A 24,346-nucleotide genomic window follows, 5' to 3' on the forward strand; every position below is an offset into this window, starting at 1 on the left:
TAAAGGCAAACAGTTTATTTTATTAGGGCTACAGATTCCGCTTGTGTGACCTCCAGGAATTCTGACGATTTTAATACGATCTGTGTTCCAATTTTCCCTCCACTTACGATGATTTCAGGCAGGTTTGTTGCACTTTCATCGATAAAGGTCGGGTATTGCCTTTTCATCCCGATCGGGGAACAGCCTCCCCGAATGTACCCTGTGTATTTTTGCAGATCTTTAACCGCAAGCATTTCAATTTTTTTTGCACCTGCGGCCTTCGCTGCTTTTTTCAAGTCCAGTTCGGTTGCTACAGGGATGACAAATACGTAAAGTTGCTGCGGTCCGTTATGGGTAACAAGCGTTTTAAAAACGGTTTCCGGCGCTTTTCCAATTTTATCCGCCACAGTGATCCCGTCGATTTTTCCATCGCGGGCATCATAACTCATCATGCCATACTCTATACGTTTGTTATCAAGAATTCGCATTGCATTCGTTTTACTGGCTCCCATAAGAAAATTCCCCTTATCGTTTTCTACCATCTTATCATTTTAAATACCGGGCAAAAAGAAAAACACAGTGCTTATTCATCTGTGCTTTCCCTAAAAATTATTCTAAATGGCGTCTTTGGAAATCCGCGATCCTCTTGTAGTCGCCTTCCAATTGCCTGCTCACGGATAAATAAATCGACATTAATTCTTCATACACTTTAACGTTCTCTTCGATCGGGACAAGTTCATTCGTTTCACCAACCATACCCTCAACCTCATCAAGGCTTTCGATTTCGCCTAAAGCGTATAATCCAAGAACGGCGGCACCTAAGCTCGAACTCTCAAAGCTTTCAGGAATTGTCACGTTTTGATTGAATATATCAGCCATGATTTGGCGCCAGAGCTTCGAGCGGACAAATCCGCCGCTTGCATGAATCTTCTCGGGGGCACCAGTCAACTCCTTTACAGCAATAAGGACACTGCACAAGTTATACATCACACCCTCCAGCACTGCCCGGACCATATGATCACGAGTGTGATGAAGCGCCAATCCAAAGAAGGAGCCCCTTGCATCGGCACTCCATAATGGTGCCCGTTCCCCTGCCATATACGGGTGGAATATCAACCCATCAGAACCAGGTGCAATATTAGAAGCCATATCCGTCAGAATCTCATAGGAGTCCTGTCCCGAAGCCTTCGCTTTTTCGATTTCCACACGGCCCAATTGATCGCGGGCCCATCGGAAGGTGATTCCCCCGTTGTTGACCGGTCCGCCGATTACCCAATGATTCTCAGTAAGGGCATAGCAGAATGTCCTGCCTTTCGGATCGGTAAGCGGCCGGTCACTGACGGTCCTTACCGCTCCGCTCGTTCCGATTGTCACTGCCAGAACGCCTGGCTTGATTGCGTTTTGCCCTAAGTTTGCAAGCACGCCATCACTCGCGCCAATCACAAACGGGGTACCAGCATGAATGTTCATTTTTGCAGCTAATTCCTCACTTAAGCCTGAGAGGATATGCGTTGTAGGGACAAGCGTCGGCAGCTTGTCAGCCCCAATTCCAGCAATGGTGAGTGCCTCTTCATCCCACTTCAGGTCATTCAAGTTGAACATGCCCGTTGCAGAAGCGAGCGAATAATCCATCACATACTCATTGAAAAATTTATAGATGATGTATTCTTTAATTCCTATAAATTTTTCCGTTTCGTTAAAAATCCCAGGATGCTCATTTCTTAACCACATTACTTTCGTGATTGGCGACATTGGGTGAATGGGCGTTCCCGTTCTGTGATACAATTGCATCCCCTGTTCCGAGGCCTTCAATTTCTCCGCATAGGCAACACTTCGATTATCTGCCCATGTAATGCTATTCGTCAGCGGGTTGCCGTCTTTACCAATTGCGATCAAGCTATGCATCGCCGAACTGAACGATATGAAGCCCAGTTCTTGCTTTTCTATTCCGCTTGCAATCATGACCTCGCCTATTGCAATGATGACCGCTTTATAAATTTCCTCGGGATCTTGTTCCGCAACGGAAGGAGTTGGACTGTGAAGAGGATATCCCCTCGAACAAGATTGGACTACCTCCCCCCCTTTTGAAAAAAGAACGACCTTCGTACTCGTCGTACCAATATCGATTCCCATCATATAACCTGATTGTCCCATATTTACATCATGCTCCTTTCTCTTAAACAATTGAATTCAATAGTAAGATTAGGATAAGTGAAACGACTGATATAATCGTATCCATAACCGTCCAAGACTTTAACATTTGCGCGCCTGTTAAATTAAAAAGCACTTTGACCATCCAAAATCCTGGCTTCACCCCAATTCAATTTCAAATGCACCGCCGGCTCCAATAATCAAGATGATGGATGCAGTTGTAGGCGGCCATGAATTGGTTTAGTTCTACTTTATTAAAACCTCTAGCGTAACCTAATGTAAAGAATGAAACCACCACAGAAGCCATGAGGGCGATGATTGGTTTTCCAATGAAGGCAATCCAATCATTCAATATTGTATCTTCACCAAACACAGCACTGAAAGCTCCTATTAATAAGACCGGCATTAAAATCGCGATCAAGGTTATGCTGAAACCTGGGTGCTCACGGTTATGTATATTGGAGAATTGATCCGCTAGCCCCTCGGGTGCTTGTACATCCATTCTTTTAAATATGCAGGAACCAAAAGCAGGTCCAGCTAACATGGGAATTGCGATTTTCACCGACTCGGCCATTGCCTTTCCAAGCATGGTACCTAAACCGTCAATAAGTGCTATCTAACCAAAATTATTACCTGCCCCTGTCTGAACAGCATCTGCAACATCCGGAATATCCATACGTGCGATGATCCCTAAAATGACGGAGGCGAGAAGTAACGCAATAAATGGGTGCCATTTTACTTTGGCCATGATAATGATCAAGAAAACTAAACATCTTATTCAATAATTCACGCTAAATCAGGAAAGGAATCCATATAGGGAGGCTCTCAAAGAAAAAGGCATCGAACCAGTTCATTGTGAACTAAACTCGATACCTATTCAGTCATGAAATATCATTCACCAATAAAAAGAGGACCGGATCGGTGCTTGATTTCTTCCTCCAGTTGTTCAGGGTAAGCAATGAGGAAGCAGGTGGACGGTCCTGATGATTTTGCAATATCGACTTTATTACTTATATGCACAGAAACACCTTCACCACCTTGATCCAGATGCTCCCATTCATATGCTATCCCTTTTGAGCCGACTGGAAGTGCCTGAACACCTTCCATTTCACATAGGCTTTTATATAAAGATAACGGCGCGACCCAATCTTGCTGTTCCATTACTTCTTCTCCAACGAGCGGCCTGCCGATCAGAGCTATTTTCCGTAAAGGATGCTGTTTTTTAAGGGATTCATTCGCTCGTTTACCAATCACCATAAGTCCAAGTGCTGATTGAATAAGCGGCATGTTACTTTCAGTGCTGCCTGTAATGGGGAGATCCTCCATTCCCAATTCATTCAGCCCCTTCCTGACACCCCTGGTCAAGTCCTCCCAGGCTTGATCACCGCAGAAATTATTTAGAACGACGGATACTGGACTCCCGCCAACGCCCAAACATTCCATGACGGCCACCCGAAAGGAATAATATCCAACGACCTCATAAGGGACATGGACAAGATCCTTTTCCTTCAGGCCGATACCGCCGCTATTATCACTTGAAATAATCAATGAAACTGATTCGGAAAATGGTAAAATCAATGAATCACTCATTCTGCGAGTCCATCTTTAAAAATCATTTTTTTCAAGACAGGCTCCAGGCGTGGCAGTAAAAGGGCAGCCAATACTACATTTACCGCCGTCGCTGCCGTCAATCCCGGAACCAATAACGTGTAAAAACCAGGGCTGATCAGAAATGCGAAAGGCAGGGCTAAAACGAAGGCATTACCGATAAAGAAGAGGAAAAATGCGCCTATTTTTTTTCCGTTTGTATATAAAATGCTAAACATCCATGTCAGGACTGCCATTTCGACCATGATCAAAAAGTGGAATGGCCCAAGTGGCATGCCGCCGGATAACGCTGAAATGATATGACCAAGCCCAGCTACAATAGCCCCCGATACCGGACCAAGTATGACAGCCGCCAAAAGGGCCGGAAAACTATCCAAAGCGATACTCCCGATCGGGGAAGGGATTTTAATCATTGCCCCTACAGCCGATAAGGCAATGAATATAGCAATTGCACTAATTTTTCTTACATCCATGTTTACTCTTTTTCCTTTCTTTTCCCTCCACGGAATACATTTGCACTGCGGATATATTCCACATCTTTCACACCAAGACGGAAGTTGATCACACGTGCAACAGCAAAGAAGTAATCCGACAAACGATTTAAATATTGAAGTGATAATGGTGAAACGGCCGCACCGGACTTGATCAATGAAACGACCAATCGTTCCGCCCTTCTTGTAACGGTACGGGCGATGTGAATGGTTGCAGCCGCTTTTGAGCCGCCAGGCAGGATAAACTTTTCCAATTCCGGCGCTTCAAGTATGAAGGCATCTATTCGTTCTTCCAAATAGGTAATGGCCTCCTCCGTCAGCTTTTGTGGGGCCTTTTCGGAAACGGTTGCCAAATCACCGCCGCAGTCAAACAGCTCATGCTGGATTTTCTCTAGATCGGCTAGTACATCCGTAAATATCGCTGAATCCAATTCTGTCACCGCAAGACCGATATAGCTATTCACTTCATCCACCGTTCCATAAGATTCAACACGGATGTCATCCTTATCAAGCCGACCTCCGATTACGCCTGTTTGTCCCTTATCCCCTGTACGTGTATAAATTTTCATCCCAATTGCCTCCTCTACTTTATTCGCTGGTTAATTCCATACCAGATGATATCAACGCGACTGGATATGGATGCTACATCTTGAAAGACCCATCCGCAGGCATCGCGCCATCTGCGATCTTTTGCTTCGATCGGGACAATGCCTTTGGAAATATCAGAACCGATCACAATGCATTTGTGTTCATCCTTTTCTTTCTCCCATATTCGCCAATCAGCCATGATTTCCTTCCATCTTTTTCGAATCGAATCTGAATCCATCTTTTCTGCATCTTGTTGAATCCATGCATCCAATCCTTGCAATACAACAGTTTTGCCTTGAAAATCAATCAATTCCGGCTGTTCTTTTCGATAACCGGATAGCCAAAGGACATCATTTTCCAAACCATACAATTGCTTTACCCATTTAGTTTTCCCATTATAGGCGCCTCCTGTAACAAAGTGCAGCGTTCTCCCCTCCTTAAGCTTTCCCGGTCTTCCCATATCAGCTCATATCCCTTGCCATGGGAAATTCCCCAATCAAAAAAGGACTTCTCCTTCGGGGCATAGCTGACCAATAAATCACGAATTACCCCTCCATGTGTCATTAGGGCAATTCGGTTCTCCTTACAGGCAATCAAATGGTTCCAGCCATTATTCACTCGCTCGGAAAATACTGGATAGCTTTCACCCCCGGGCACAAGGGCCTCCATGGGACGTTCCAGCCAATTAAGATAATCTCGATCTGTCTTCAACTCATGATACGTCCGACCTTCCCAACTGCCGAAGTTCATTTCACGGAACAAAGGATCTTTGACCAGAACTGCATTTGGAAACAGCAGTCGTGCAGTTTCCACACAGCGGAGCAAATCACTGCTGTGAATTTTTTCATACGTTGGGTAAGAGCCTCTTAATTCCAGTATTTCCTTTTCACCTTTGACGCTTAATGGGGAATCCGTCCAGCCTAAATAGGCCTTTCGCTCATTTGCTTCCGTCAGCCCATGGCGAAGTAGTGTAATAGCCATAATATCAGCCATAACCAAAGCTCAACCCCTTCCACGGATGCCCCCAGTACATCCCCCGTTATCCCACCAAACCAACTGACGATTTTACGTTTTATATAAACCAGGAAAAACACCGCAGCCAGACACATGATGAAAAATAAGGTGACAAGCTTAAAATCGATGATCCAGGCAATCGCCAGACTTAATAGGAGGTATAGCCAATAAATGGGCAAACTTCTTTTCTTTACTGCACTTTGAAAAAAAGCACCGAGCCCCTCTTTTTTAGCAAGCGGCATCCGGATGAGTAAATAACCCATCACACATTTGCTTAAGAGTGGAAGGGCAATGATCAAGAAGTATGTCCATTCATTTACCCTTTCGACAATTTCATAGATAAATAGAAACCGGGCGGCCAATAGGACTATGACGGAGATAACACCGAATGCACCTGTCCTGGAATCCTTCATGATTTCCAATCGCCGCTCTTTATCCTGATAGGAAAAAAAAGCATCACTTGCATCGATCCAGCCATCGAGATGCAAACCTCCCGTTAATGCCATCGTCAAAAACCAAAGGAAAAAGGCAATCGCAAGCGATGACAACGGGGTCCATTCCACGAGCGCATACAAAACACCGCCCAATATCAAGCCTAGCAAAAGGCCTACTAATGGAAAGGTTTGAATGGCACGGTGAATATATTTTTTCTCCATCGGAAGCTGCTTCTTTATTGGAAAAACCGTAAAGAACTGCAAGTTAATTAAAAATCCGATCACTCCGATCATTCCTGCATGCACCCTTTCTTTTGCAATGGAATTCCCGCTTCTACATGATAGGCCTCATCGGCCTGCCCGACGATCGTTTGATGAAGCTGGCCCAGTGTTTTTCCGTATATTTGAAGGAAATCATCATGGAAAATCGGTTCCTGCACCAATTCATTGCTCACGACTATTAAACAGCTGGATTGTTTTCTTATCTCATTGATTCCGGCTATTATTTTTGAAAAAACGTTATCTAAAAATTCTTCTTCAAGCGGAATACCTGGGCCAAATAGTTCGTTATCAAGCAGGGTTGTCAGACAATCGAGCAGAATGATGGAATCCTGATCAATGTCCTCCCCTATTCTTGTAATATCGGTTGCGTATTCGGAAGTTTTCCAAGCAATCGGGCTGCTTTCTCTATCTTTCCGGTGTCTAAGGATGCGTTCACCCATCTCCACATCACTGACACGGCCACAGGCGAGGTAATGCAAATTCCCATCCGTTTGGAGTGCATATTCCAGGGCCTTGCTTTCTGCGAAGCTGCTTTTTCCGGAACGGACACCCCCGGTTATAAAACAGAGCCTTGCTTTCTCCACTGTCTTACCCCCTCCATCAGTGCTTCGTTATCATGTTCACTCTTCACTGCAAACCGAAGCCACCTTCCATCCAAACCGGGAAAATTATAGGTATGGCGCGGTACGATTCCTTTTTTCAGCAAAAAGGGGAAAAGGGATAAGGATTCATCTTTCACCAAATAAAAATTGACTGTGCTATCGGAGACATGCAACCCTTGCTCCTCATAAAACCGGAATAGTTTATGCTTTTGCCATGCAATATAGTCTCTTGTTTTTCTCATATAGGCTTCTTCTGCAAGACAGATTTTCCCTACTTCAAGTGCCACATGGTTGACGCTCCAATGCGGTTTATAATTTCTCACCCGTTTTATGATGTCAGGTGCCGCAAGCAAATAGCCCAGTCTCAAACCCGGAATTGCAAAAATTTTAGTCATTGATCTTAGAATGAGTAAATGTGGAAATACATTGATTAAAGAAGCATAACTAAAGGCATCCTCCGTGAAATCATAAAAAGCCTCATCCAGTACAACCAGGCAATCCGCTTTTTGGCATTCAATGATCAATTCCCTAACTGTATCCCGCTTAAATGAAACACCCGTCGGATTATTAGGCGTACATAAGAAAATTGCATCATATTCGGGTAATCGGGGAATCAATCGATCCAAGTCCAATTGCCACTCAGGAGCAACAAGCTGGTGAAAATCGACCTTACTTCCGGCTGCCAAACACGCTTCTGCATATTCCGCAAATGCCGGCTGAATGATTAGCACCCTTTGATTGGCTAATCCGTTCGCTACCAGCATGATTATTTCAGCACCACCGTTCCCCATCAAAACGGATTGCTCAGGAAGTGCTTCTTTTTTTGCAATTGATTTTGTCAGTTCAATGGCATGCGGATCTGGGTATTGAAGGATTCCTTCGAAGAACCCAGACCACTGTTCCTTTATGCGTAAAGGCGGACCCAATGGGTTGATGTTAGCACTGAAGTCGATAACCGATTCAGGCATTTCGATTTCCAGCGCTTCGTAAAGATAATGAGGATTAGAGCCATGAGAAGGTAATGTCAAGAATAAGTCCCCCTAGCCATAGCATCAGTAGAAATAGAAAAGATGACCGATGCATGATGGTAATCGTTTTTGGTATATGTTTTGCTTCCAATCGAACAAGCGGAACTCCCATCCTCGCACGGTCGGAAACAATTCCTTTGTACATATTCCGGCCTCCAAGCTGTATTCCCAAAATGGCAGCAACGCCTGCTTCACACCACCCGCTATTCGGGCTTGGATGTTTTTTTGCGTCATTGAATAATATCTTCCATCTGGCACCAAATCCATGGTGGCCGGATTTCGAGCTCAGCAACATCAGGAATCCGGTGAGGCGGCTGGGAATCCAGTTGACGATATCATCGAGCTTGGCTGAAGCCCAGCCGAATTGCCCATATTTATCATTTTTGTACCCTACCATGGAATCGCAGGTATTAATCGCCCTATACACCATCGCGAGCGGCGCACCGCCAAATACTGCCCAAAACATCGGTGCTGTAATCCCATCACTAGTATTTTCCGCTACGGTTTCCACGGTGCCCCTGACTATTTCGGATTCATCGAGATCAGCAGTATCACGCCCCACGATATAGGAAAGCTTAAGCCTCGCTTCAGGAAAATCCCGTTCATTAAGCGGAAGGCAAACATCCATCCCAGCTTGCTTCAAGCCCTTCTGAGCTATCGTAGTGGAAATGACAACAGCTTCCCAAAGGATACCTGCAAGCGGATGGATCCGATAAGCCAAATAGACAGTAAGACCAGTAATAAGTAACACCACCGATAAGACGATGATCAACATGAAGAGTCCATTCCGTTTCTTATATACCCCTCTATTGAATGCCAGATCCAACTTGCTTATCATCGTTCCTATCCATTTGACTGGATGCGGCCAATTTAGCGGATCACCAATTAATAAATCAAGGAAAAACGCCAGCGTAACTGCAAAAAGATGCTGATAAATCATAAATCCTCAATCCGTTTCCGAGTATTCTTTAATGCTTCCACTGTACAATCATAAACACCGCGACTGATCAGCTTCCCTAACGGAGTGATGGTGCCTGCATATTGAAGCTTTGCACCTCTTTGAGTTGCCGCAATCAAAATGCTGTCTGTCGATGTTCCTGTTGCACATGTATTTGTCACCTTATCCATGACATGCAAATCATGAAGGGCTTTTACTTTTGCCTCGGTCGCAGTAACTATGCTGTGGATGAAAGCCTCTTCTGCCAAATGTCCATTCACGAATATCCAAGTATTTATCGTTCCTGGAGCGGAACTCCAAGAATGCCGGTCTGCTAAAGAAGCGTCGATGGCATTGCCTACACCAGCCGTCACGATAATAAAAACCGAGAAATCTTTAGCTCTTAATAGCTTGAAAGCAACCGTATCGAGAAAGACAGCTGTCATCATCCCTACCGTTTCCTGAGGTTCAAAACCATGAGTCTTTAAATAGTCGGCCATTTCAACATGATGATCCTCGCAATCATAGCCATGATGGACGTGCCTATTCACAAAATATTTATGCCAGCCCGTCCCTGAACCAGTCACACCAGAAGACATCGTTCTAAGCGGGATCGGAGAATCCAATTGAATCATCTCAGGACCGACTGTCAAATAAGAATCATCGATTTCCAATGGGATAGTATCATGGCCATGCTTTTCCGGAACGATGAACATCTGCGGTTTCGGAAGGGCGGGATGTGGATGTTTTTCGATCGTCGTATGATATACATCCTGAATCCGTTCCTGTTGGAGCACTTCGTTCGGCACATCAACAACCTGAATCTGCCCTTTCTCAAGCAACATAAGCCGATCACAATATAATCCTGCCAAATTCAAATCATGAAAAATTGAAATAACGGTCAACTTCTGCTCTTTTGCCATTTTCCTCATTAGATCAAGAAGATCTTTTTGATAGGAAAGATCCAAGTGGTTCGTAGGTTCATCCAAAAAAAGGATTTCCGGCTCTTGGGCAAGTGCCTGTGCCAGCAAGACCCTTTGTCTCTCCCCTCCTGATAATCGTTCAAAATGAAGATCCTGAAAATCAGCTACTCCCGTTTGTTCCATAACTCGTTGGACAATCGATTCATCTTCTGCGGACCAACTATGGAACCAACCTGATTGATGGGCATATCGCCCAAGTGAGACCGTCTCTTTTACTGTATAGGAGAAAGCTAATGAGGAATGTTGAGGGAGCACAGCAATGACCTGTGCAAGTTGTTTTGACGAATAATCCTTCAAATCCCTACCTCTTATCCGTACGCTTCCGCCTTTATAATCGAGCACCCCGCTAAGCATGCTTAAAAGCGTCGTTTTTCCGCTGCCATTTGGACCAAGAATCCCGAATAATTCCCCTTTATGTACATCAAAAGAGACAGAGTCCAAAACAGCTTTGTTATGATATCCACCTGTTAACCCTCTTACTTCAAGCATCCGTTTTTACCCTTCTCTCCGTCTCTTTAATAAAATCAGCGCAAATGCAGGTGCCCCGATAAGTGAGGTGATCACCCCGATCGGCAGTTCCGATGGGGCAATGATCGTTCGTGCCACAAAATCCGCCAATATTAAGAATCCGCTTCCTATCAACAATGACAACGGAAGTAAATGTTTATGGTCAGGCCCCCAAATCTTTCGGACAAAATGAGGAATGACCAATCCTACAAAGCCAATCGCCCCTGAAACGGCAACGGCTGCCCCTGTCAATGTCGAACCGGCTATCAAGATCCACATTTTCCGCCGCTTAACATTCACACCTAAGTGTTTTGCCCGGTCTTCCCCGAAAGTCATCGCATTCAATTCACTTGTATTCATGATCAAGATCAATGAACCAATGATAAAAAACGGCAAAATGATTGCAATGTAATTCCATCCGCGCATTGAAACGCTTCCCATCAGCCAGCCGATGATTTGTCTTAATTCATCACCCGTCAGCGCAATCATCAATGAAATGAAGGCACTTAAAAACGAGCTGAAAATGATTCCCGTTAAAATGATCGTTTCCACTTTCATCGATCGATCCATTTTTTTTGCAAAAGTCAGTACGCAAAGCATCGTGAGCACTGAGCATAAGATGCTCAATGCCGGAAGAGTGTATAAACCGATGAACGGCAGTGAAATATTCAAGAATATTGTCAATACGGCGCCGACCGATGCTCCTGATGAAATACCCAATGTGTAAGGATCAGCGAGCGGGTTCCGGAGCAGTCCCTGAAAAGCCGCACCCGCAATCGCAAGTGATGCCCCGACCAAACCCGCAAGCAATACACGCGGCAAGCGGATGTTCATCACGATATTCGTAAGCATCACATCCGGATCAACGGAAATCGGCAAATGGAAAATCTCCTTGCCGATTATTTGCATAAGTACGGGAATCGGTACTGGCACCGAACCAAAGGAAATGCCTATCGTCATTGCGAATAACAAAATTAACAACGCAATCAAATAAGCAAACGCCCATTTAGTTGTCAAATTGGTTCGGATAGACTGATTTGGCAAGTTCCTCTACTCCCTCTATCAAGCGTGGACCGGAACGGGTCACCAAGTCAGAATGGACATCAAAGACTTGGCCATTCTTAATGGCATTTACGTCTTGCCATCCTTTTCGGCCCTTCACTTCACTTACTGCGTCTTTCGTATAATAACCATACGTTGTAATGATGACATCCGGATTTGCAGCAATCATCGACTCTTCATCAATTTTTGCCCATCCGTCCAATTCAGCAGCAGCATTATCCGCTGAAATAATATTAAGCATCTCATTCATGAAAGTATTTTTTCCAGGTGTGTATATTTCCGGTGAAGGCGAAACTTCCACTAAAACGGTCTTCCTATCCTCTTCCTTTACGGATTTGGCCTTTTCCTGGATATCCTTGAGCTTCGTTTTCATATCCGTAACGATTTCTTCTGCCTTATCATGTTCTCCCGTTGCCTGTCCAATCATTTCAATAGACTCATAGACTTGATCAAAGCTTTGTGCATCATTGACTACGAGGACATCTATTCCAGCATCCTTAAGTTGCTGTAAACCCTCATTTGAATTATGGGCACTTGATGCATGCGCAAGAACAAGATCAGGCTTCATGGAGACAATCAACTCCGTGTTCATTTCCATTCCGCCAACTTTTTCAATTTCTTTCGTTTCTTCCGGGTAATTATCATTGTCGGATACACCAACGACCTTTTTGCCCAAACCAAGTGCAAAGACCACTTCCGTATTACTTGGTATCAACGAAACGATTTTCTTCGGTTTTTGTTCTATCGTTACTTTTTCCCCAGTTGCATCTTTAATCGTAATCGGGAAAGCTTCATGTTTAGCATGATTCGTTTGCTGCTTTTCTTTTCCTTCATCAGTAGCGTCACTGCAGCCAACCATCATGCCTGCAGTAAGCAACATCAACAGTATCAGACCAAAAATCTTCTTCATTTTCATTCCCCACAATCTTTTTATTTAGTTTCTTTCCACCTAATAATCTCGGAAGGTGCCCCCAAAACAAAAAGCACCTCCCGTTAAACGGAAGGTGCTTGCATGGCAACAATATCATTACGGACTCTTTCTTAGGGTCTGCCACACACCTTCCCATCCGCGTAGGTTACAGGTGTACGAATTCTGGCAGGTCTCCTGGCTCATGGTCATCGTCAACGGCACCTTCCCATATCTCATACAGTGGTACACAGCCGTCAGCTCCCATATACAGTGGCGGGACCGCGCTGGCATTCCACCAACTTCCCTTTTAAGTCATTAAGACACCAAATCGTTCTTATGTATATAATTTTCACTGCCTTCATTATACACCATGTAAGAATCGATTATTATATGATTTTTCTGAACAAGTTCGAAATGACCCGTCCACCTTCAATGATTTGAAGAATTTTCAATCAGTGACGCAAACCCATCGACTGATAACCCTGGTGAAATCCGAACTCGATGCAGGGCATGCATCCCTTGGTCCCTTGAAGCTCCCCCAGGTTCGGTAGTGACTGCCATCTTGTATCCAGCTTCTTCTGACAGCCTTAGACTCTCTTCATTATACCGGCCAACCGGATAGGAAAGCACTGTCGTGTCCTGGTCGAGGATACGGTCGAATAGCTCCTTCGACTGAACCATTTCCGCTTCTTGCTGCTCTGCCGTCATGCGGTTCAGCTCCAAATGGTTGATGGTATGGCTTTCGATTGAAATACCATTCCTGCTCATTTCCAACATTTGATCTTCAGTCAGGTGATGACCTTTATCAATGGACTTACCGATCATGAAGACAGTTGCTTTCATATCATTTTCTTTTAATATCGGGAAAGCCTCCGTGTAGTTATCTGTATAGCCATCATCAAAAGTAAGCCAGACGCACTTCTCACTTGGCATCCGATTCTCGGTTAAAACAAGGTATGCTTCTTCAGGGGATAATGTATAGTAACCATTCTCCCGAAGCCAAGCCATCTGTGATCGGAATTCCTCACTTGGAACCCGAAGGCCATTACCTTCAGAAATGCTGTGATACATCAAGATTGGAAGCTGGACCGCGGACCCGGCCGTTATCCAGTCTCCCGTATCAATTTGGCCTTTCAAATCCTGCCCTGCCCCATTCTCAGCCGCTTCGACCACTTCAATGTCATCTTCCGCAATCGGTGCAGCCGTCTTTATGCCTAAACCCTCTAAAATCCCTTGTGAACATCCAGGTAAAATCAAAATCCCCAGCAATGCCACCATCCATAAAACTCTATATCTTTTCACTATCATTCCCCTAATTTTTTCTAGCATAATAGTACCAGAAAACTAGTGAACAATAAAGTATTCCATTTAATGAATTAATAGGAAAACACGTGAACTTAGTGACCTGCCGAGCATTTATGAAGATTTTTTTCATAAGTATGTGCTATAAGCTTGAAAAGTTTGCCTATAAGAAATATAATAAATAAGTCGTCGACTTATTTATATGTCCCAGTAGCTCAGCAGGATAGAGCGACAGCCTCCTAAGCTGTAGGTCGTAGGTTCGACTCCTATCTGGGACGCTAGAGTTTATAAACCCTGTTATAATACGGTTTCCACGTGTTGTAGCAGGGTTTTTTCTGTTGGTATGACCGTAAAAGCCGTAAATTGTATGTAGGATAAAAGCACTTCTGTACGTAGGAAACAGTGATATTCCATTTCACTATTACTTTTCTATGTCTGGAGGTGCTTTTTTTCATGAAAAAACACGTTATTAAACAGCGGGGAACAGCGTTAAAGGAACGGAAATTGATCAGTAAGACTACGGAAAGTTTCACGATTGAATACACACTGCAAGAAGCCTTAGATATTTTTCTACGTGCAAAAGTTGCTGATGGTGTCCGACAGCGAACATTAGGCGAATATGTACGACACATTAGGTATTTAACGGAATACTTATCTGTTTATCATCCGTCTTTTAATTACGTTAGCGATCTATCCCCTTCTTTAATAAGAGAATATATCACTTTTTCAAAAAATAAGAAGGCTTATGAAGGCAATGAACAGCGTGAGAAAACCACTACTTTATCAGTAAACACAATAAATATAAGGTTACGTACGTTACGAATAATGTGTAAATTCTGGTTTAAAGAAGGAATAACGCCTGATAACTCAATGAAGAATATCAAGAATCTTAAACTGGATGCTGAAGAAGTAACTATGATTTTGAATTACTTTAATGAACGTAATTATGGTGAATGGCGTGATAAAATCCTTGTTCTCCTTTTGCTGGATACTGGAATGAGAATCAATGAATAGGAGAAGGGGTGGTTAGGAATTTCGATGTTTCCATTTATTCCGTTTTCTCTCTAAAAATTTTTGCGGTGGGTGGCCATAACTCGCCAGGAGAAGGGCAAAAAAATAAGCAGGGAGTTACCCCAATTTAGTTAGCTAAATACATATGGAACTTACCCACCGAATAGAGGGGGGGGAAAAGCCTTTTTTTATGTAGTACAAACCTTTCATCCCAAACTGAATATATTAGTACTAATACTGATGAAAGGGGGTGTTTTTTTAACCTCCTAAAAACCTTCTGGTACCTCAAGGATTTCAAGGATTTCCAGGACCTGGTGTCACTCCAGCTTTTGGCTCGTTATATGGGGAAGGCACTATAACAGGGCAGGATCGTGTCCGTATAGATTTTGATTTCCCAGGATTTAGTTTAAATACAATACCGAATCCGGAAACAAATGAGATCACTGTCTCTCTTAGTGGTGTCTATGAAATAAGTGCCGACCTTGTTGTTATTACTAATGAACTTGAAACTGCCTTATTCACGATTAACTGAAGTGTCATAGGGCCCATTCCAGGTTCCTCTTTCGAAATCGTAACAGGATTGACATGCCAAACTGGAGAACCTTCATGGTTTAACACTATAGGTAAGACGTCCAAGTGGAGTTAAATGCAGGAGAAAACGTGTTTGTGTTTATTCAAAATGTGAGTGGAAGTGTTTCTTATAGATCTCCGTCACTTACTGTAAAACGTATAGGACCCCTTGTATCCTCTGCTAAAGAGGAAAGAGAAACTATTAAAGCAGAAAGAGAAGCGGAAAAAACAGAAAAAAAACTTCATTGCTCGACTTTTCGGAAAGTGAACAATGAGGAAAAAGGGTGAGTAAAATAGAAAAGCCAATTCAAGGTCGTAGATTTGTTGACACGACCTATAAGTGTAATAACGATGATTTCCTTAATAAAAACGAGCATTTCCTTAATAAAAACGATCATAAAAAATGTAAGGATTGTGAACAAGGTCCTCGAGGACCTCAAGGACCTCAAGGATTTCAAGGACTTCCAGGACCTCCAGGACCTCAGGGAGAAACTGGACCTCCAGGACCAGGGGGTGCTTTGGCTTATGGATCATTGTACGATCCGTCTGGAAATTTTGTCACAGTGTCTACGGTAAATCCCCCTACTTTGGGGCAGAAGGTTGTTTTCACAACTCCTGGGCCGTTATTAGGAACAGCTCCTTTTCCTCCTGGTCTTGGACCTTATACTGATATTGAGGTTCTGACTGCTGGGGTATATGAGATTAGCATGGATTTAACAGCTAGACTAATTAATGCTTCTAACTTAACGTTTAATACCGAAGTGCAGTTCAGGTTATTCATCAATGACACAACCCCAGTTCTTGAAAGTACTTTTGAATCCTTTAATCGAATTACAGGCGGTCCAGGCGGGCAACCATCGCAAGTTGAAACTAGAAACACGATAGGAAGAACAATACAACTTCGATTATCCGCAAACGATAGGCTAAGTATTAGAGTTATTACTGCATCTGCCAATGTAACATATAGGTATCCCTCATTAGTAGTCACAAAAATCGCCAACTAGCTGCCAAAGTCAGTAAATAGGAGCAAGAAGAGCCCCAACCTAAATGTTGTGGCTTTTTCCGATTTACAACTTTCTGATGCTTAATGACGGTGGTGGTTTTGGTTAAACAGGTAAATTAAGCGAAGTCTCATTCCTTCTTCAACTAACATGCCCCATTTGTTCAATAAGCAACTTCTTGGGAAGCAAGGTTATCCGCAAGTTCCTTTAAAGTTAGACGGACATTTAGTTTATTGTAATGAATTTTATTTTTAGTCAATAAATTAACGTTAAAATACCGGTATGACTTTCGTTAATTTTCCATAGGATGTACTTGAAATCAACTCAACAAGAATCGGTATTGAGGTAAGCCCTAAACCGCGTCTTACGTCTAAACGCCAGCAACAATTTACTAGGGTTAATTATGTGATGATTATTTAAAGAGAATCTTAAGATTAAAAGATTCTCTTTTTATTTTGAAACTATGTTTATTTAAGAAAAAACAACATTAAGGAGATGCTTGAATATGGTTAAAGGGTATTTTTAGCGTTAAAATACCTTGAATTAAAGTGAATAAACAGTATATACTAAAAGTCGGAAACTTTGTTTCGGAAACGTCAGACACTTTTATATAGTATTTACACATGGTATACGGTAAAAGCATGGAAATTGCCGTTATAATAGCTTTTATAAACAGTCCATACCTACTGTTAAGGAAACTGTAATAAACAGTGCCTCCTAAGCTGTAGTCGTAGGTTCGACTCCTATCTGGGACGCTAATTAAAAACCCTGTTACAACGCGGTTCTTCCGTGTAGTAACAGGGTTTTTTCTGTGATTTATGTGGCGGTTGGACAAAGTTAACCACTACTTCATCAATCCCTATAGATATAAAAAAATCCGAGCCCTGTAAAACACAGAACTCAGATTTTTTATATATCGAGATAACCAAACCAATATTATACTTGAAACAAATTACCCTTTAACTATCCTTACTTTTCAACTAAGCCTATCTCGTTGATTTTTTCTTCAAAAATAGGTCCGAAACTTTCCGAATAAGTATTCGTTAAATGTCTATTGTCACGGTAAATTATAACATTACCAATAATGGGCTGAAATTTACCGTTTACTTTAAAGTAATCTGTTAAGTCAATTTTATGCAAGGATTTATTCTCTTTTTCAAATTGTCTCCAAAAGCTTTCGTCTTTCTGATTATCTACTGAATTCATTTTTTTTGTAGTTTCTTCTAGTCCATCTGTTTCTAATGATTCCAGTACATTAAAACTATATCTTGGATCATCACGAACCGCTAACCCTTCAATACCATATTCATCTTTAACATACTGCAGCTGATCAACCATTTGTTGTTGTATTTTATTATTAGGCGTATCAGAAGCTGTGGCATGAGAAATGACAAGATCTACATCTGCATCCTTTAGATAATCGAGAACATTATTGACCCAGATACCCTTCAAATCATCATCCGCATAACCTGTTGAAAAACGTGTACCTGAACGAGTCATATTCAATACACGATAATTATCATCTTTTGTTGCTTCTAAAATGGCACCTAACCAATGCTCTGAATGGGAACTGCCGATCAAGGCAATTGTAGCATCGTAATTTTCAGTTTCGCCATATTCCCCAATTTTCAAGTCACTTTCCTTTAACCCTTGGTTACTTCCGTCCAAATGCGCTTGTGGTAAATCATCAAAGACTTCAGAATATGATGGAATTGGTTCTTGATCAGGTATATCGTCAGGGTTTTTTACAGCTAAAGCTCCTGGATAATTTTTATCGTTTATATTATTTTCCAGCTTATTTTGATCTATATATACTCCTATTAAAAGAGATGCAATCAGGAGTACATTTACACTGCCCATTATCCCGATTCTCTTGGATGAGAATTTATTGTCCTTTGAGCTTCGGATTGGTTCTTCTATATATCGAGTCATTAAAAACGAAAGGGCAATTGATGAAATGATAATAAGAGTTCCGACGATGAATCCTGGAGTTTCCTGAACATTATAACGATAGAACTCCAATAATACCCAATGCCACAAATAGATTCCAAATGCAATTCCACCTAGCTTCACCATTACCGGGGAACCTAAAAAGCGTTTGACACCATATTTCGTATCGCGTGTACCAGACAAAACAATGAATAATGCGCAGGTCATTGGCCATAAGGCAATATACCCTGGAAACATTTCAGATACATTGAATACTATTCCAGTTAAAATTAATCCGATTAATCCGAGCCAACCTATCACTGTAGCAATATATTTATTTACCTTGATTGATGATAAATTGATACAGAGCAAACTGCCTAAAGCAAATTCCCACACACGTGTCATCGTAATGAAATAAGCCCATGGCTGATTGACAGAGGTTAAATATATTGAATATATAAAAGAAGAAACAAATAATATTCCTAATATAGTATTGATTAATGTTTTAACTTTAGTTAATTTATATTTTTTTATCAAAAATAAAATTAAAGTGAATACCAAAAACCAGATTATATAAAATTGTCCTTGTATAGACAAAGCCCAAAAGTGTTCAACAGGCGTTTTCATTTGGCTGGAATCTAAATAATCCGTGCTCGAAAAAGCCAATTGCCAGTTTTGGTAGAAAAACATTGAGGCGAATACTTCATGTATAGTTTTATCTAAAATTGATTTAGGTAATAAAAACCAACTTAAAACCAGAACAATTGCAAGAATAAAAAATACAGAAGGAAGTAATCTTTTCATCAACTTTGTGACATATGGCCGAAAACGATATTCCCCTGTACGATTAATTGTGGAAACAATTGAAGTGGTAATCAGAAAACCTGAAATTACAAAGAAAACATCAACCCCACCAGAAACACGATTTAACCATATATGATATACCGCTACCAGCAGTGCGGCAACAACGCGTAGCCCTTCTATCTCGGGTCTGAATTTACTCTCAATATTAATTAATGGTTGATTCATTTGATTCTATCTCCTACTTTTCGTCATGCATACAATTTAAAATTATATCACTTTACAATAATGATTTGTCAATATAGTGAAAATGGTTCTTTATTTTTCACTAGTACCGATTTTTCCCAACTTATCAACCAGGGTCCCCTTACAAAAAATGTATGTTGCCTAGGTACGAAGCCCACTCACTTTTACATTCATTGAAGTAGAATGTTACTTTATAAGTCAGTCCACCAGGGGCAACGAAAACGTGGCATGCTCCAACTGACCGGGTTTGTTAAACTGTCAAACATAAGAACATCCCCGCACAAAAACGAACAATACAATTCAAGCTGTTTAATAGTAAAAGGAAGTTTGATTTATTACATGGATTTCTGGATAAAGTCATGTTTTTTTAAAAATATATGTTTTAACCTGTCCCATCCGGGTATATAAATACTGTAAGACATTCTCACCAAAGGAGATGATGTGCATGATGAGTACAATCAGAAGCCAATGGAACAAAGAGAATGACGCAGCGGTGTTTAGTCCCGGTGATCAGCGTTAGAGTCAATTGAAGCGTTAGATGATAATCAATTATGGGAATTACTAGTCTTCTCATCCAAAGGAGGAGGATACGATCATGAGTATTTACAGCCTATGGAATCCAGAGAATGATGAAGCAATTTTCAGTCCGGGTGATCAGAAGCCATTCAGTACACTCACACGAGTAGATTCGGATAAACACACACACACTGACAAAACACTTGAATATGAATTACATGGCACCGTACTGAATGAAATTTAACAGAAGCAGATATATGGAAAGGGATGGAGCACTCGCTCCATCCCTTTCTGCCGTCTTTTTCTTTTATATGGATTTCGACACTTCAAATAACCAAAAAGAGCCCTTTCACCATGGAGCTAAATGTGAAGGACTCTTTTCTTTTATTTATCGAATTTCAGTTTTGCCAAGGCATCCGCCAATGCAGTATTGATCGGCTCTTCTTTATTTTGCTTTTTCATATAATTGGAGACTTCATTCTTGGATACTTTTTGATTTTTATTTTGCCCTCTTCGTTTATTGTAAGAAGAAAGTTTTTCGTGAAAACCGCATTTACAGGTGAATGTCTGTGCTTCTCCTTGACCGCGCATTTCCATCTTTTTGTGACATTGTGGGCATCTGGCATTTGTTACACGTGAAACACCTTTTTTGTGGCCACATTCACGATCTTGGCAGACAAGCATTTTTCCCTTTTTACTATTCACTTCAAGCATCAGCTTGCCGCAATCAGGACATTTCGTTCCTGACACGTTATCATGCTTGAATTTTTGGTCACTATTTTTAATTTCATGGACAATATTTTTGGCGTAGGTGCGCATATCTCCGATAAAAGTCTGTTTTGGCAGCTTTCCTTTTGCAATCGCGGTTAACTTTTGCTCCCATTGAGCTGTCAAAGCTGGTGATCGCAAGTCTTCAGGCGCCAATTGAAGAAGTTGTTTTCCTTTCGAGGTAACATGAAGGCCCTTTCCCCTCTTCTCGATCAGGAAGCTATTGAACAGCTTTTCAATAACGTCAGCACGCGTTGCAACAGTTCCAATCCCGCCAGTTTCACCCAAGGTTTTGATGAGCTCTTTGCTTTCCCCTGCCATGAAACGAGCAGGATTCTCCATTGCCGAAAGAAGCGACCCTTCATTGAATGGTTCTGGCGGTTTCGTTTCACCCTCTGTTTGTTTCACGGTCGAAATGGTTAAACTGTCACCTTTTAGAACATTCGGAAGCAGTTGCTCTGCAAGGCCATCTTTAGCTTCTTCCTCATCGAATTGGTGATCATAAACTTCCTTCCAACCTGACTTCAGGACGACCTTCCCTTTTGCCATGAACGTCTCCTGCCCCATTTTTGCGGTGATGGTCGTTTGTTCATATTCAAAAGGCGGCATCAATACAGCAAGGAACCTTTTAACGACCAAATCATAGATTTTCGATTCCTTGTCGCTCAGTTTTCCCGGCAGCGGTGTTTGCTCAGTGGGGATGATTGCATGGTGATCAGAAACCTTGCTATCATCCACGAACGATTTATTGACCTTAATCGGGCTGCGCAGGATCCTCGATGCATACTGGGCATATGGTTTAATGCTTACAGCTTGTAATCTTTCTTTTAGCGTATCAACCAAATCCGTTGATAAAAAGCGTGAATCCGTCCTTGGATAAGTCAAGACTTTATGGCTTTCATATAAGCGCTGCATGATCGATAGCGTCTCTTTCGCCGAATAGCCGAATTTCTTATTGGCGTCCCGTTGAAGTTCTGTTAAATCATATAAAGAGGGGGCAAAACTTTTCTTATGGGACTTGTTAACTTCAACCACTTCTGCACTTTTCCCCTTAACAGCTGCAAGAACCTGTTCTGCCTTGTTTTTATCAAATGTGCGGATATCTTTTGATTGAGCATCTTGCCATATCAGGCGCAAATCAGGTTCTGCTATTGCCGAAACTCCATAATATTTCCTAGGCTGGAATTGTTTTATTTCTTCTTCTTTTTTTGCAATCATCGCAAGTGTCGGCGTTTGAACCCTCCCGCAGGATAACTGAGCATTGTGCTTGGTTGTTAGGGCACGTGTCGCGTTCATCCCAACGATCCAGTCCGCTTCCGCCCTTGCTACAGCAGAGGCAAATAGGTTTTCATACTCCTTGCCATCCTTCAGGTTTTTAAATCCATCTTTGATCGCTTTATCCGTTACAGAGGAAATCCAAAGCCGTTTGACCGGCTTCTTCACATTCGCTTTTTCGAGAATCCAGCGTGCAACAAGTTCCCCTTCACGGCCTGCATCCGTTGCAATGATGACATCCTTGACATCATTGCGGTTCAATTGTGTTTTAACCGATTGAAATTGTTTGCCTGATTGTTTGATGACGACCAACTTCAAAGTAGGCGGCAACATGGGCAGGTCCTCAAGGCGCCACGTTTTATATTTTTCATCATAAGATTCCGGATCTGCATGGGTGACCAAATGACCTAGTGCCCAAGTGACGATATACTGTTCGCCTTCAAAAAAGCCATTACCCTTTTTCCCGCAATTCAGCACTTTAGCTATATCTCTTCCGACCGAAGGTTTCTCGGCCAGTACGACTGTTTTACTCATAATAACATCCTTTCGCTTTTAAACTGGTTCCTCTATTATCTCATATAATTTATGACAGGGCGATGCACAGCATGGCATTAAAACAGATCAAACAGGGCTCCCCGCACCCACATATATGTAAATTAATAGATTAGATAGCAATCCCGTGCAGATTTTAGTATGATGAAACGTAGGGATTTTTTCAAATTAATTGGGAGGTTCAATATAAAATGAGCTTACTTTCTATAGATAAATTAGCACACAGCTTTGGCGACCGTACCTTATTCAAGGATGTATCCTTCCGCCTGATGGCCGGTGAACATGTAGGCCTGGTAGGGGCGAATGGTGTCGGGAAGTCAACGATGATGAATATCATTACAGGACAACTCATCCATGATGATGGCCGGGTGGAATGGACACCTGGTGTCGAATATGGCTATCTTGATCAACATACGATACTTTCTAAAGGTAAATCGATTCGCGACGTCTTAAGGGATGCATACTTACCTTTATTCGAGCAGGAAAAAGCACTGAATGAAGTTACAGAAAAAATGGGTACGGCCACACCGGAAGAACTTGAAGAGCTCTTGGAACAAATGGGTGAAATCCAGGACAAGCTGGAAGCCGGCGGTTTTTACAATCTCGATATTAAAATTGAAGAAGCGGCACGCGGTTTAGGGTTGGATGCAATCGGATTGGACCGTGATGTCTCTGCCCTAAGCGGCGGACAACGGACAAAGGTTTTATTGGCGAAGTTACTATTGGAGCAACCGGAAGTCCTGCTGCTCGACGAGCCAACCAACTACTTGGATGTGGAGCATATCCGCTGGCTGAGCAGCTACTTAAAGGAATATCCACATGCATTTCTATTGATTTCGCATGATACCGAGTTCATGAACGGCGTCGTCGACGTCATCTTCCATCTTGAATTTTCTAAACTGACCCGTTACACGGCAACTTATGAAAAATTCCTTGAGCTGGCTGAATTGAATAAAAACCAACATATTAACGCATATGAAAAACAGCGCGAATTCATTAAAAAGCAGGAAGATTTCATTGCAAAAAATAAAGCCCGCTATTCAACGACCGGCCGGGCAAAGAGCCGTCAAAAGCAATTGAATCGCATGGAACGTATCGATCGTCCAGAAACTGCAATGAAACCGACCTTCGACTTTAAAGAATCACGTGCGAGCAGCCGTTATGTCTTTGAAGGTGAAGATCTGGAAATCGGATATGACCGCCCATTGCTTCCGAAGCTATCCATGACCATCGAACGAGGAGAAAAAATTGCTGTGGTCGGCTGTAATGGGGTTGGTAAATCCACTCTTTTAAAAACGATTTTGGGTAAAATCGATCCTCTAGGCGGTAAAAGATCACTTGGGGACTTCCTTTTTTCTTCTTATTTTGAACAGGAAGTGAAAGCAGGCGATACGACGCCGATCGATGAAGTATGGAATGCATTCCCGCATCTGGACCAACCGCAGGTACGTGCGATCCTTGCCCGTGTCGGTTTGAAAAACGAGCACATTACACGTCCGATGAGCCATTTAAGCGGTGGGGAGCAAGCAAAAGTGCGCCTATGTAAACTCATGCTTACCGAAAGCAATTGGCTGTTATTCGATGAACCGACGAACCATTTGGATGTAGTTGCAAAAGAAGAACTGAAACGTGCATTGAAAGAGTATAAAGGAACGATTGTCCTCGTATGCCATGAACCTGATTTCTATGAAGATTGGGTAACCAAAGTATGGGATGTAGAGGAATGGTCGGCCCAAAATTAATTTTTTTAGGGGATGTCGCAGAAGCGGCATCCCCTTTATTATGAAATAATCGAGTAG

General features: G+C 42.3%; 25 protein-coding genes, 1 tRNA gene and 1 riboswitch. Of the genes, 6 read left to right on the forward strand and 20 right to left on the reverse strand.

Going from position 1 to position 24,346, the window contains the following annotated elements; translation table 11 throughout:
* Positions 1–14 precede the first annotated feature (14 nt).
* The 18 genes from ybaK to J7J00_RS20520 form a co-directional block, all read right to left on the reverse strand.
* Positions 15–491, reverse strand: coding sequence for a Cys-tRNA(Pro) deacylase (ybaK, locus tag J7J00_RS20445; RefSeq protein WP_214794132.1), 477 nt, complete (start codon positions 489–491; stop codon positions 15–17).
* A gap of 97 nt (positions 492–588) precedes the next feature.
* Positions 589–2,133 (reverse strand): gluconokinase, encoded by a 1,545-nt coding sequence (gntK, locus tag J7J00_RS20450; protein WP_214794135.1) that lies wholly within the window; start codon positions 2,131–2,133, stop codon positions 589–591.
* A 22-nt stretch (positions 2,134–2,155) separates the two neighbouring features.
* Positions 2,156–2,275, reverse strand: a complete 120-nt coding sequence (locus J7J00_RS28695; RefSeq protein ID WP_309487217.1) for a GntT/GntP/DsdX family permease — start codon at positions 2,273–2,275, stop codon at positions 2,156–2,158.
* 30 nt (positions 2,276–2,305) lie between these two features.
* Complete coding sequence (locus J7J00_RS28700) at positions 2,306–2,746, reverse strand: GntT/GntP/DsdX family permease (RefSeq protein WP_309487218.1); 441 nt, start codon at positions 2,744–2,746, stop codon at positions 2,306–2,308.
* The gene (locus J7J00_RS28705; protein WP_309487215.1) at positions 2,747–2,890 is read right to left on the reverse strand and encodes a GntT/GntP/DsdX family permease; all 144 of its coding nucleotides are present in this window, start codon (positions 2,888–2,890) and stop codon (positions 2,747–2,749) included.
* A 131-nt stretch (positions 2,891–3,021) separates the two neighbouring features.
* Positions 3,022–3,720 carry an ATP-binding protein gene (locus tag J7J00_RS20460; RefSeq protein ID WP_214794138.1) on the reverse strand — a complete coding sequence of 233 codons (699 nt, stop codon included), beginning with the start codon at positions 3,718–3,720 and terminating at the stop codon, positions 3,022–3,024.
* On the reverse strand, positions 3,717–4,211 hold the full coding sequence (locus J7J00_RS20465; RefSeq protein WP_214794141.1) for an ECF transporter S component: 495 nt from the start codon (positions 4,209–4,211) through the stop codon (positions 3,717–3,719). The genes J7J00_RS20460 and J7J00_RS20465 overlap by 4 nt, the downstream gene beginning before the upstream one ends.
* 2 nt (positions 4,212–4,213) lie before the next feature.
* A complete protein-coding gene (locus tag J7J00_RS20470) occupies positions 4,214–4,798 on the reverse strand; it encodes a cob(I)yrinic acid a,c-diamide adenosyltransferase (protein WP_214794144.1) in 585 nt (194 codons plus the stop codon).
* A gap of 14 nt (positions 4,799–4,812) precedes the next feature.
* A complete protein-coding gene (locus J7J00_RS20475) occupies positions 4,813–5,187 on the reverse strand; it encodes a bifunctional adenosylcobinamide kinase/adenosylcobinamide-phosphate guanylyltransferase (RefSeq protein WP_260397938.1) in 375 nt (124 codons plus the stop codon).
* 5 nt (positions 5,188–5,192) lie between these two features.
* On the reverse strand, positions 5,193–5,798 hold the full coding sequence (locus tag J7J00_RS20480) for a histidine phosphatase family protein (RefSeq protein ID WP_286201496.1): 606 nt from the start codon (positions 5,796–5,798) through the stop codon (positions 5,193–5,195).
* A complete protein-coding gene (cobS, locus tag J7J00_RS20485; RefSeq protein ID WP_214794150.1) occupies positions 5,768–6,559 on the reverse strand; it encodes an adenosylcobinamide-GDP ribazoletransferase in 792 nt (263 codons plus the stop codon). The genes J7J00_RS20480 and cobS overlap by 31 nt, the downstream gene beginning before the upstream one ends.
* Entirely contained in the window at positions 6,556–7,131 is a 576-nt protein-coding gene (locus J7J00_RS20490) for a bifunctional adenosylcobinamide kinase/adenosylcobinamide-phosphate guanylyltransferase (RefSeq protein WP_214794153.1), read from the reverse strand. Before J7J00_RS20490 ends, cobS begins: the two co-directional genes overlap by 4 nt.
* Positions 7,104–8,177 carry a threonine-phosphate decarboxylase CobD gene (gene cobD, locus J7J00_RS20495; RefSeq protein ID WP_214794156.1) on the reverse strand — a complete coding sequence of 358 codons (1,074 nt, stop codon included), beginning with the start codon at positions 8,175–8,177 and terminating at the stop codon, positions 7,104–7,106. The genes J7J00_RS20490 and cobD overlap by 28 nt, the downstream gene beginning before the upstream one ends.
* Positions 8,152–9,117 (reverse strand): adenosylcobinamide-phosphate synthase CbiB, encoded by a 966-nt coding sequence (cbiB, locus tag J7J00_RS20500; protein WP_214794159.1) that lies wholly within the window; start codon positions 9,115–9,117, stop codon positions 8,152–8,154. The genes cobD and cbiB overlap by 26 nt, the downstream gene beginning before the upstream one ends.
* Positions 9,114–10,586, reverse strand: a complete 1,473-nt coding sequence (locus J7J00_RS20505; protein ID WP_214794162.1) for a heme ABC transporter ATP-binding protein — start codon at positions 10,584–10,586, stop codon at positions 9,114–9,116. Before J7J00_RS20505 ends, cbiB begins: the two co-directional genes overlap by 4 nt.
* A 6-nt stretch (positions 10,587–10,592) precedes the next feature.
* A complete protein-coding gene (locus J7J00_RS20510) occupies positions 10,593–11,648 on the reverse strand; it encodes a FecCD family ABC transporter permease (protein ID WP_286201497.1) in 1,056 nt (351 codons plus the stop codon).
* Positions 11,611–12,576 (reverse strand): ABC transporter substrate-binding protein, encoded by a 966-nt coding sequence (locus tag J7J00_RS20515; RefSeq protein WP_214794164.1) that lies wholly within the window; start codon positions 12,574–12,576, stop codon positions 11,611–11,613. The genes J7J00_RS20510 and J7J00_RS20515 overlap by 38 nt, the downstream gene beginning before the upstream one ends.
* Positions 12,577–12,744: 168 nt before the next feature.
* A riboswitch (cobalamin riboswitch) is annotated at positions 12,745–12,917 on the reverse strand.
* Positions 12,918–13,005: 88 nt separating this feature from the next.
* Positions 13,006–13,878: a polysaccharide deacetylase family protein gene (locus tag J7J00_RS20520; protein ID WP_309487216.1), complete on the reverse strand. Its 873-nt coding sequence runs from the start codon at positions 13,876–13,878 to the stop codon at positions 13,006–13,008.
* A gap of 204 nt (positions 13,879–14,082) precedes the next feature.
* Between J7J00_RS20520 and J7J00_RS20525 the strand changes: the two genes are divergently transcribed.
* The 4 genes from J7J00_RS20525 (at position 14,083) to J7J00_RS28325 (ending at position 16,463) form a co-directional block, all read left to right on the forward strand.
* Positions 14,083–14,156, forward strand: a tRNA-Arg gene (locus J7J00_RS20525).
* A 175-nt stretch (positions 14,157–14,331) separates the two neighbouring features.
* Positions 14,332–14,892, forward strand: coding sequence for a tyrosine-type recombinase/integrase (locus J7J00_RS20530; RefSeq protein WP_214794166.1), 561 nt, complete (start codon positions 14,332–14,334; stop codon positions 14,890–14,892).
* A 633-nt stretch (positions 14,893–15,525) separates the two neighbouring features.
* Positions 15,526–15,747 carry a hypothetical protein gene (locus J7J00_RS20535; protein ID WP_214794168.1) on the forward strand — a complete coding sequence of 74 codons (222 nt, stop codon included), beginning with the start codon at positions 15,526–15,528 and terminating at the stop codon, positions 15,745–15,747.
* Positions 15,744–16,463 carry an exosporium leader peptide gene (locus J7J00_RS28325; protein WP_286201498.1) on the forward strand — a complete coding sequence of 240 codons (720 nt, stop codon included), beginning with the start codon at positions 15,744–15,746 and terminating at the stop codon, positions 16,461–16,463. The genes J7J00_RS20535 and J7J00_RS28325 overlap by 4 nt, the downstream gene beginning before the upstream one ends.
* A 966-nt stretch (positions 16,464–17,429) precedes the next feature.
* On the opposite strand, the gene J7J00_RS20545 is transcribed toward J7J00_RS28325, so the two are convergent.
* Positions 17,430–19,418, reverse strand: a complete 1,989-nt coding sequence (locus J7J00_RS20545; protein WP_214794170.1) for an acyltransferase family protein — start codon at positions 19,416–19,418, stop codon at positions 17,430–17,432.
* Positions 19,419–20,031: 613 nt separating this feature from the next.
* On the opposite strand from J7J00_RS20545, the gene J7J00_RS20550 reads away from it, so the two are divergent.
* Positions 20,032–20,196: a hypothetical protein gene (locus tag J7J00_RS20550; RefSeq protein WP_179891000.1), complete on the forward strand. Its 165-nt coding sequence runs from the start codon at positions 20,032–20,034 to the stop codon at positions 20,194–20,196.
* A gap of 140 nt (positions 20,197–20,336) precedes the next feature.
* Here J7J00_RS20550 and J7J00_RS20555 read toward each other — a convergent pair whose 3' ends face one another.
* On the reverse strand, positions 20,337–22,529 hold the full coding sequence (locus J7J00_RS20555; RefSeq protein WP_214794172.1) for a DNA topoisomerase III: 2,193 nt from the start codon (positions 22,527–22,529) through the stop codon (positions 20,337–20,339).
* Between the two features lie 209 nt (positions 22,530–22,738).
* Between J7J00_RS20555 and J7J00_RS20560 the strand changes: the two genes are divergently transcribed.
* Complete coding sequence (locus tag J7J00_RS20560; RefSeq protein WP_202186238.1) at positions 22,739–24,289, forward strand: ABC-F family ATP-binding cassette domain-containing protein; 1,551 nt, start codon at positions 22,739–22,741, stop codon at positions 24,287–24,289.
* Positions 24,290–24,346 lie beyond the last annotated feature (57 nt).

Origin of the sequence: Bacillus sp. ISL-4 (assembly GCF_018613275.1) — a bacterium.
Lineage (GTDB): Bacteria > Bacillota > Bacilli > Bacillales > DSM-1321 > Peribacillus > Peribacillus simplex_E.

Coding starts and splice junctions, on each gene's coding strand:
- ybaK (WP_214794132.1), bottom strand. CDS start 491: ATGGGAGCCAGTAAAACGAATGCAATGCGAATTCTTGATAACAAACGT.
- J7J00_RS20560 (WP_202186238.1), top strand. CDS start 22,739: ATGAGCTTACTTTCTATAGATAAATTAGCACACAGCTTTGGCGACCGT.
- J7J00_RS20530 (WP_214794166.1), top strand. CDS start 14,332: ATGAAAAAACACGTTATTAAACAGCGGGGAACAGCGTTAAAGGAACGG.
- J7J00_RS20505 (WP_214794162.1), bottom strand. CDS start 10,586: ATGCTTGAAGTAAGAGGGTTAACAGGTGGATATCATAACAAAGCTGTT.
- J7J00_RS20465 (WP_214794141.1), bottom strand. CDS start 4,211: ATGGATGTAAGAAAAATTAGTGCAATTGCTATATTCATTGCCTTATCG.
- gntK (WP_214794135.1), bottom strand. CDS start 2,133: ATGGGACAATCAGGTTATATGATGGGAATCGATATTGGTACGACGAGT.
- J7J00_RS20460 (WP_214794138.1), bottom strand. CDS start 3,720: ATGAGTGATTCATTGATTTTACCATTTTCCGAATCAGTTTCATTGATT.
- J7J00_RS20470 (WP_214794144.1), bottom strand. CDS start 4,798: ATGAAAATTTATACACGTACAGGGGATAAGGGACAAACAGGCGTAATC.
- J7J00_RS28695 (WP_309487217.1), bottom strand. CDS start 2,275: ATGGTCAAAGTGCTTTTTAATTTAACAGGCGCGCAAATGTTAAAGTCT.
- J7J00_RS20515 (WP_214794164.1), bottom strand. CDS start 12,576: ATGAAGAAGATTTTTGGTCTGATACTGTTGATGTTGCTTACTGCAGGC.
- J7J00_RS20555 (WP_214794172.1), bottom strand. CDS start 22,529: ATGAGTAAAACAGTCGTACTGGCCGAGAAACCTTCGGTCGGAAGAGAT.
- cbiB (WP_214794159.1), bottom strand. CDS start 9,117: ATGATTTATCAGCATCTTTTTGCAGTTACGCTGGCGTTTTTCCTTGAT.
- cobS (WP_214794150.1), bottom strand. CDS start 6,559: ATGATCGGAGTGATCGGATTTTTAATTAACTTGCAGTTCTTTACGGTT.
- J7J00_RS20480 (WP_286201496.1), bottom strand. CDS start 5,798: ATGGCTATTACACTACTTCGCCATGGGCTGACGGAAGCAAATGAGCGA.
- J7J00_RS20550 (WP_179891000.1), top strand. CDS start 20,032: ATGAGTATTTACAGCCTATGGAATCCAGAGAATGATGAAGCAATTTTC.
- J7J00_RS20545 (WP_214794170.1), bottom strand. CDS start 19,418: ATGAATCAACCATTAATTAATATTGAGAGTAAATTCAGACCCGAGATA.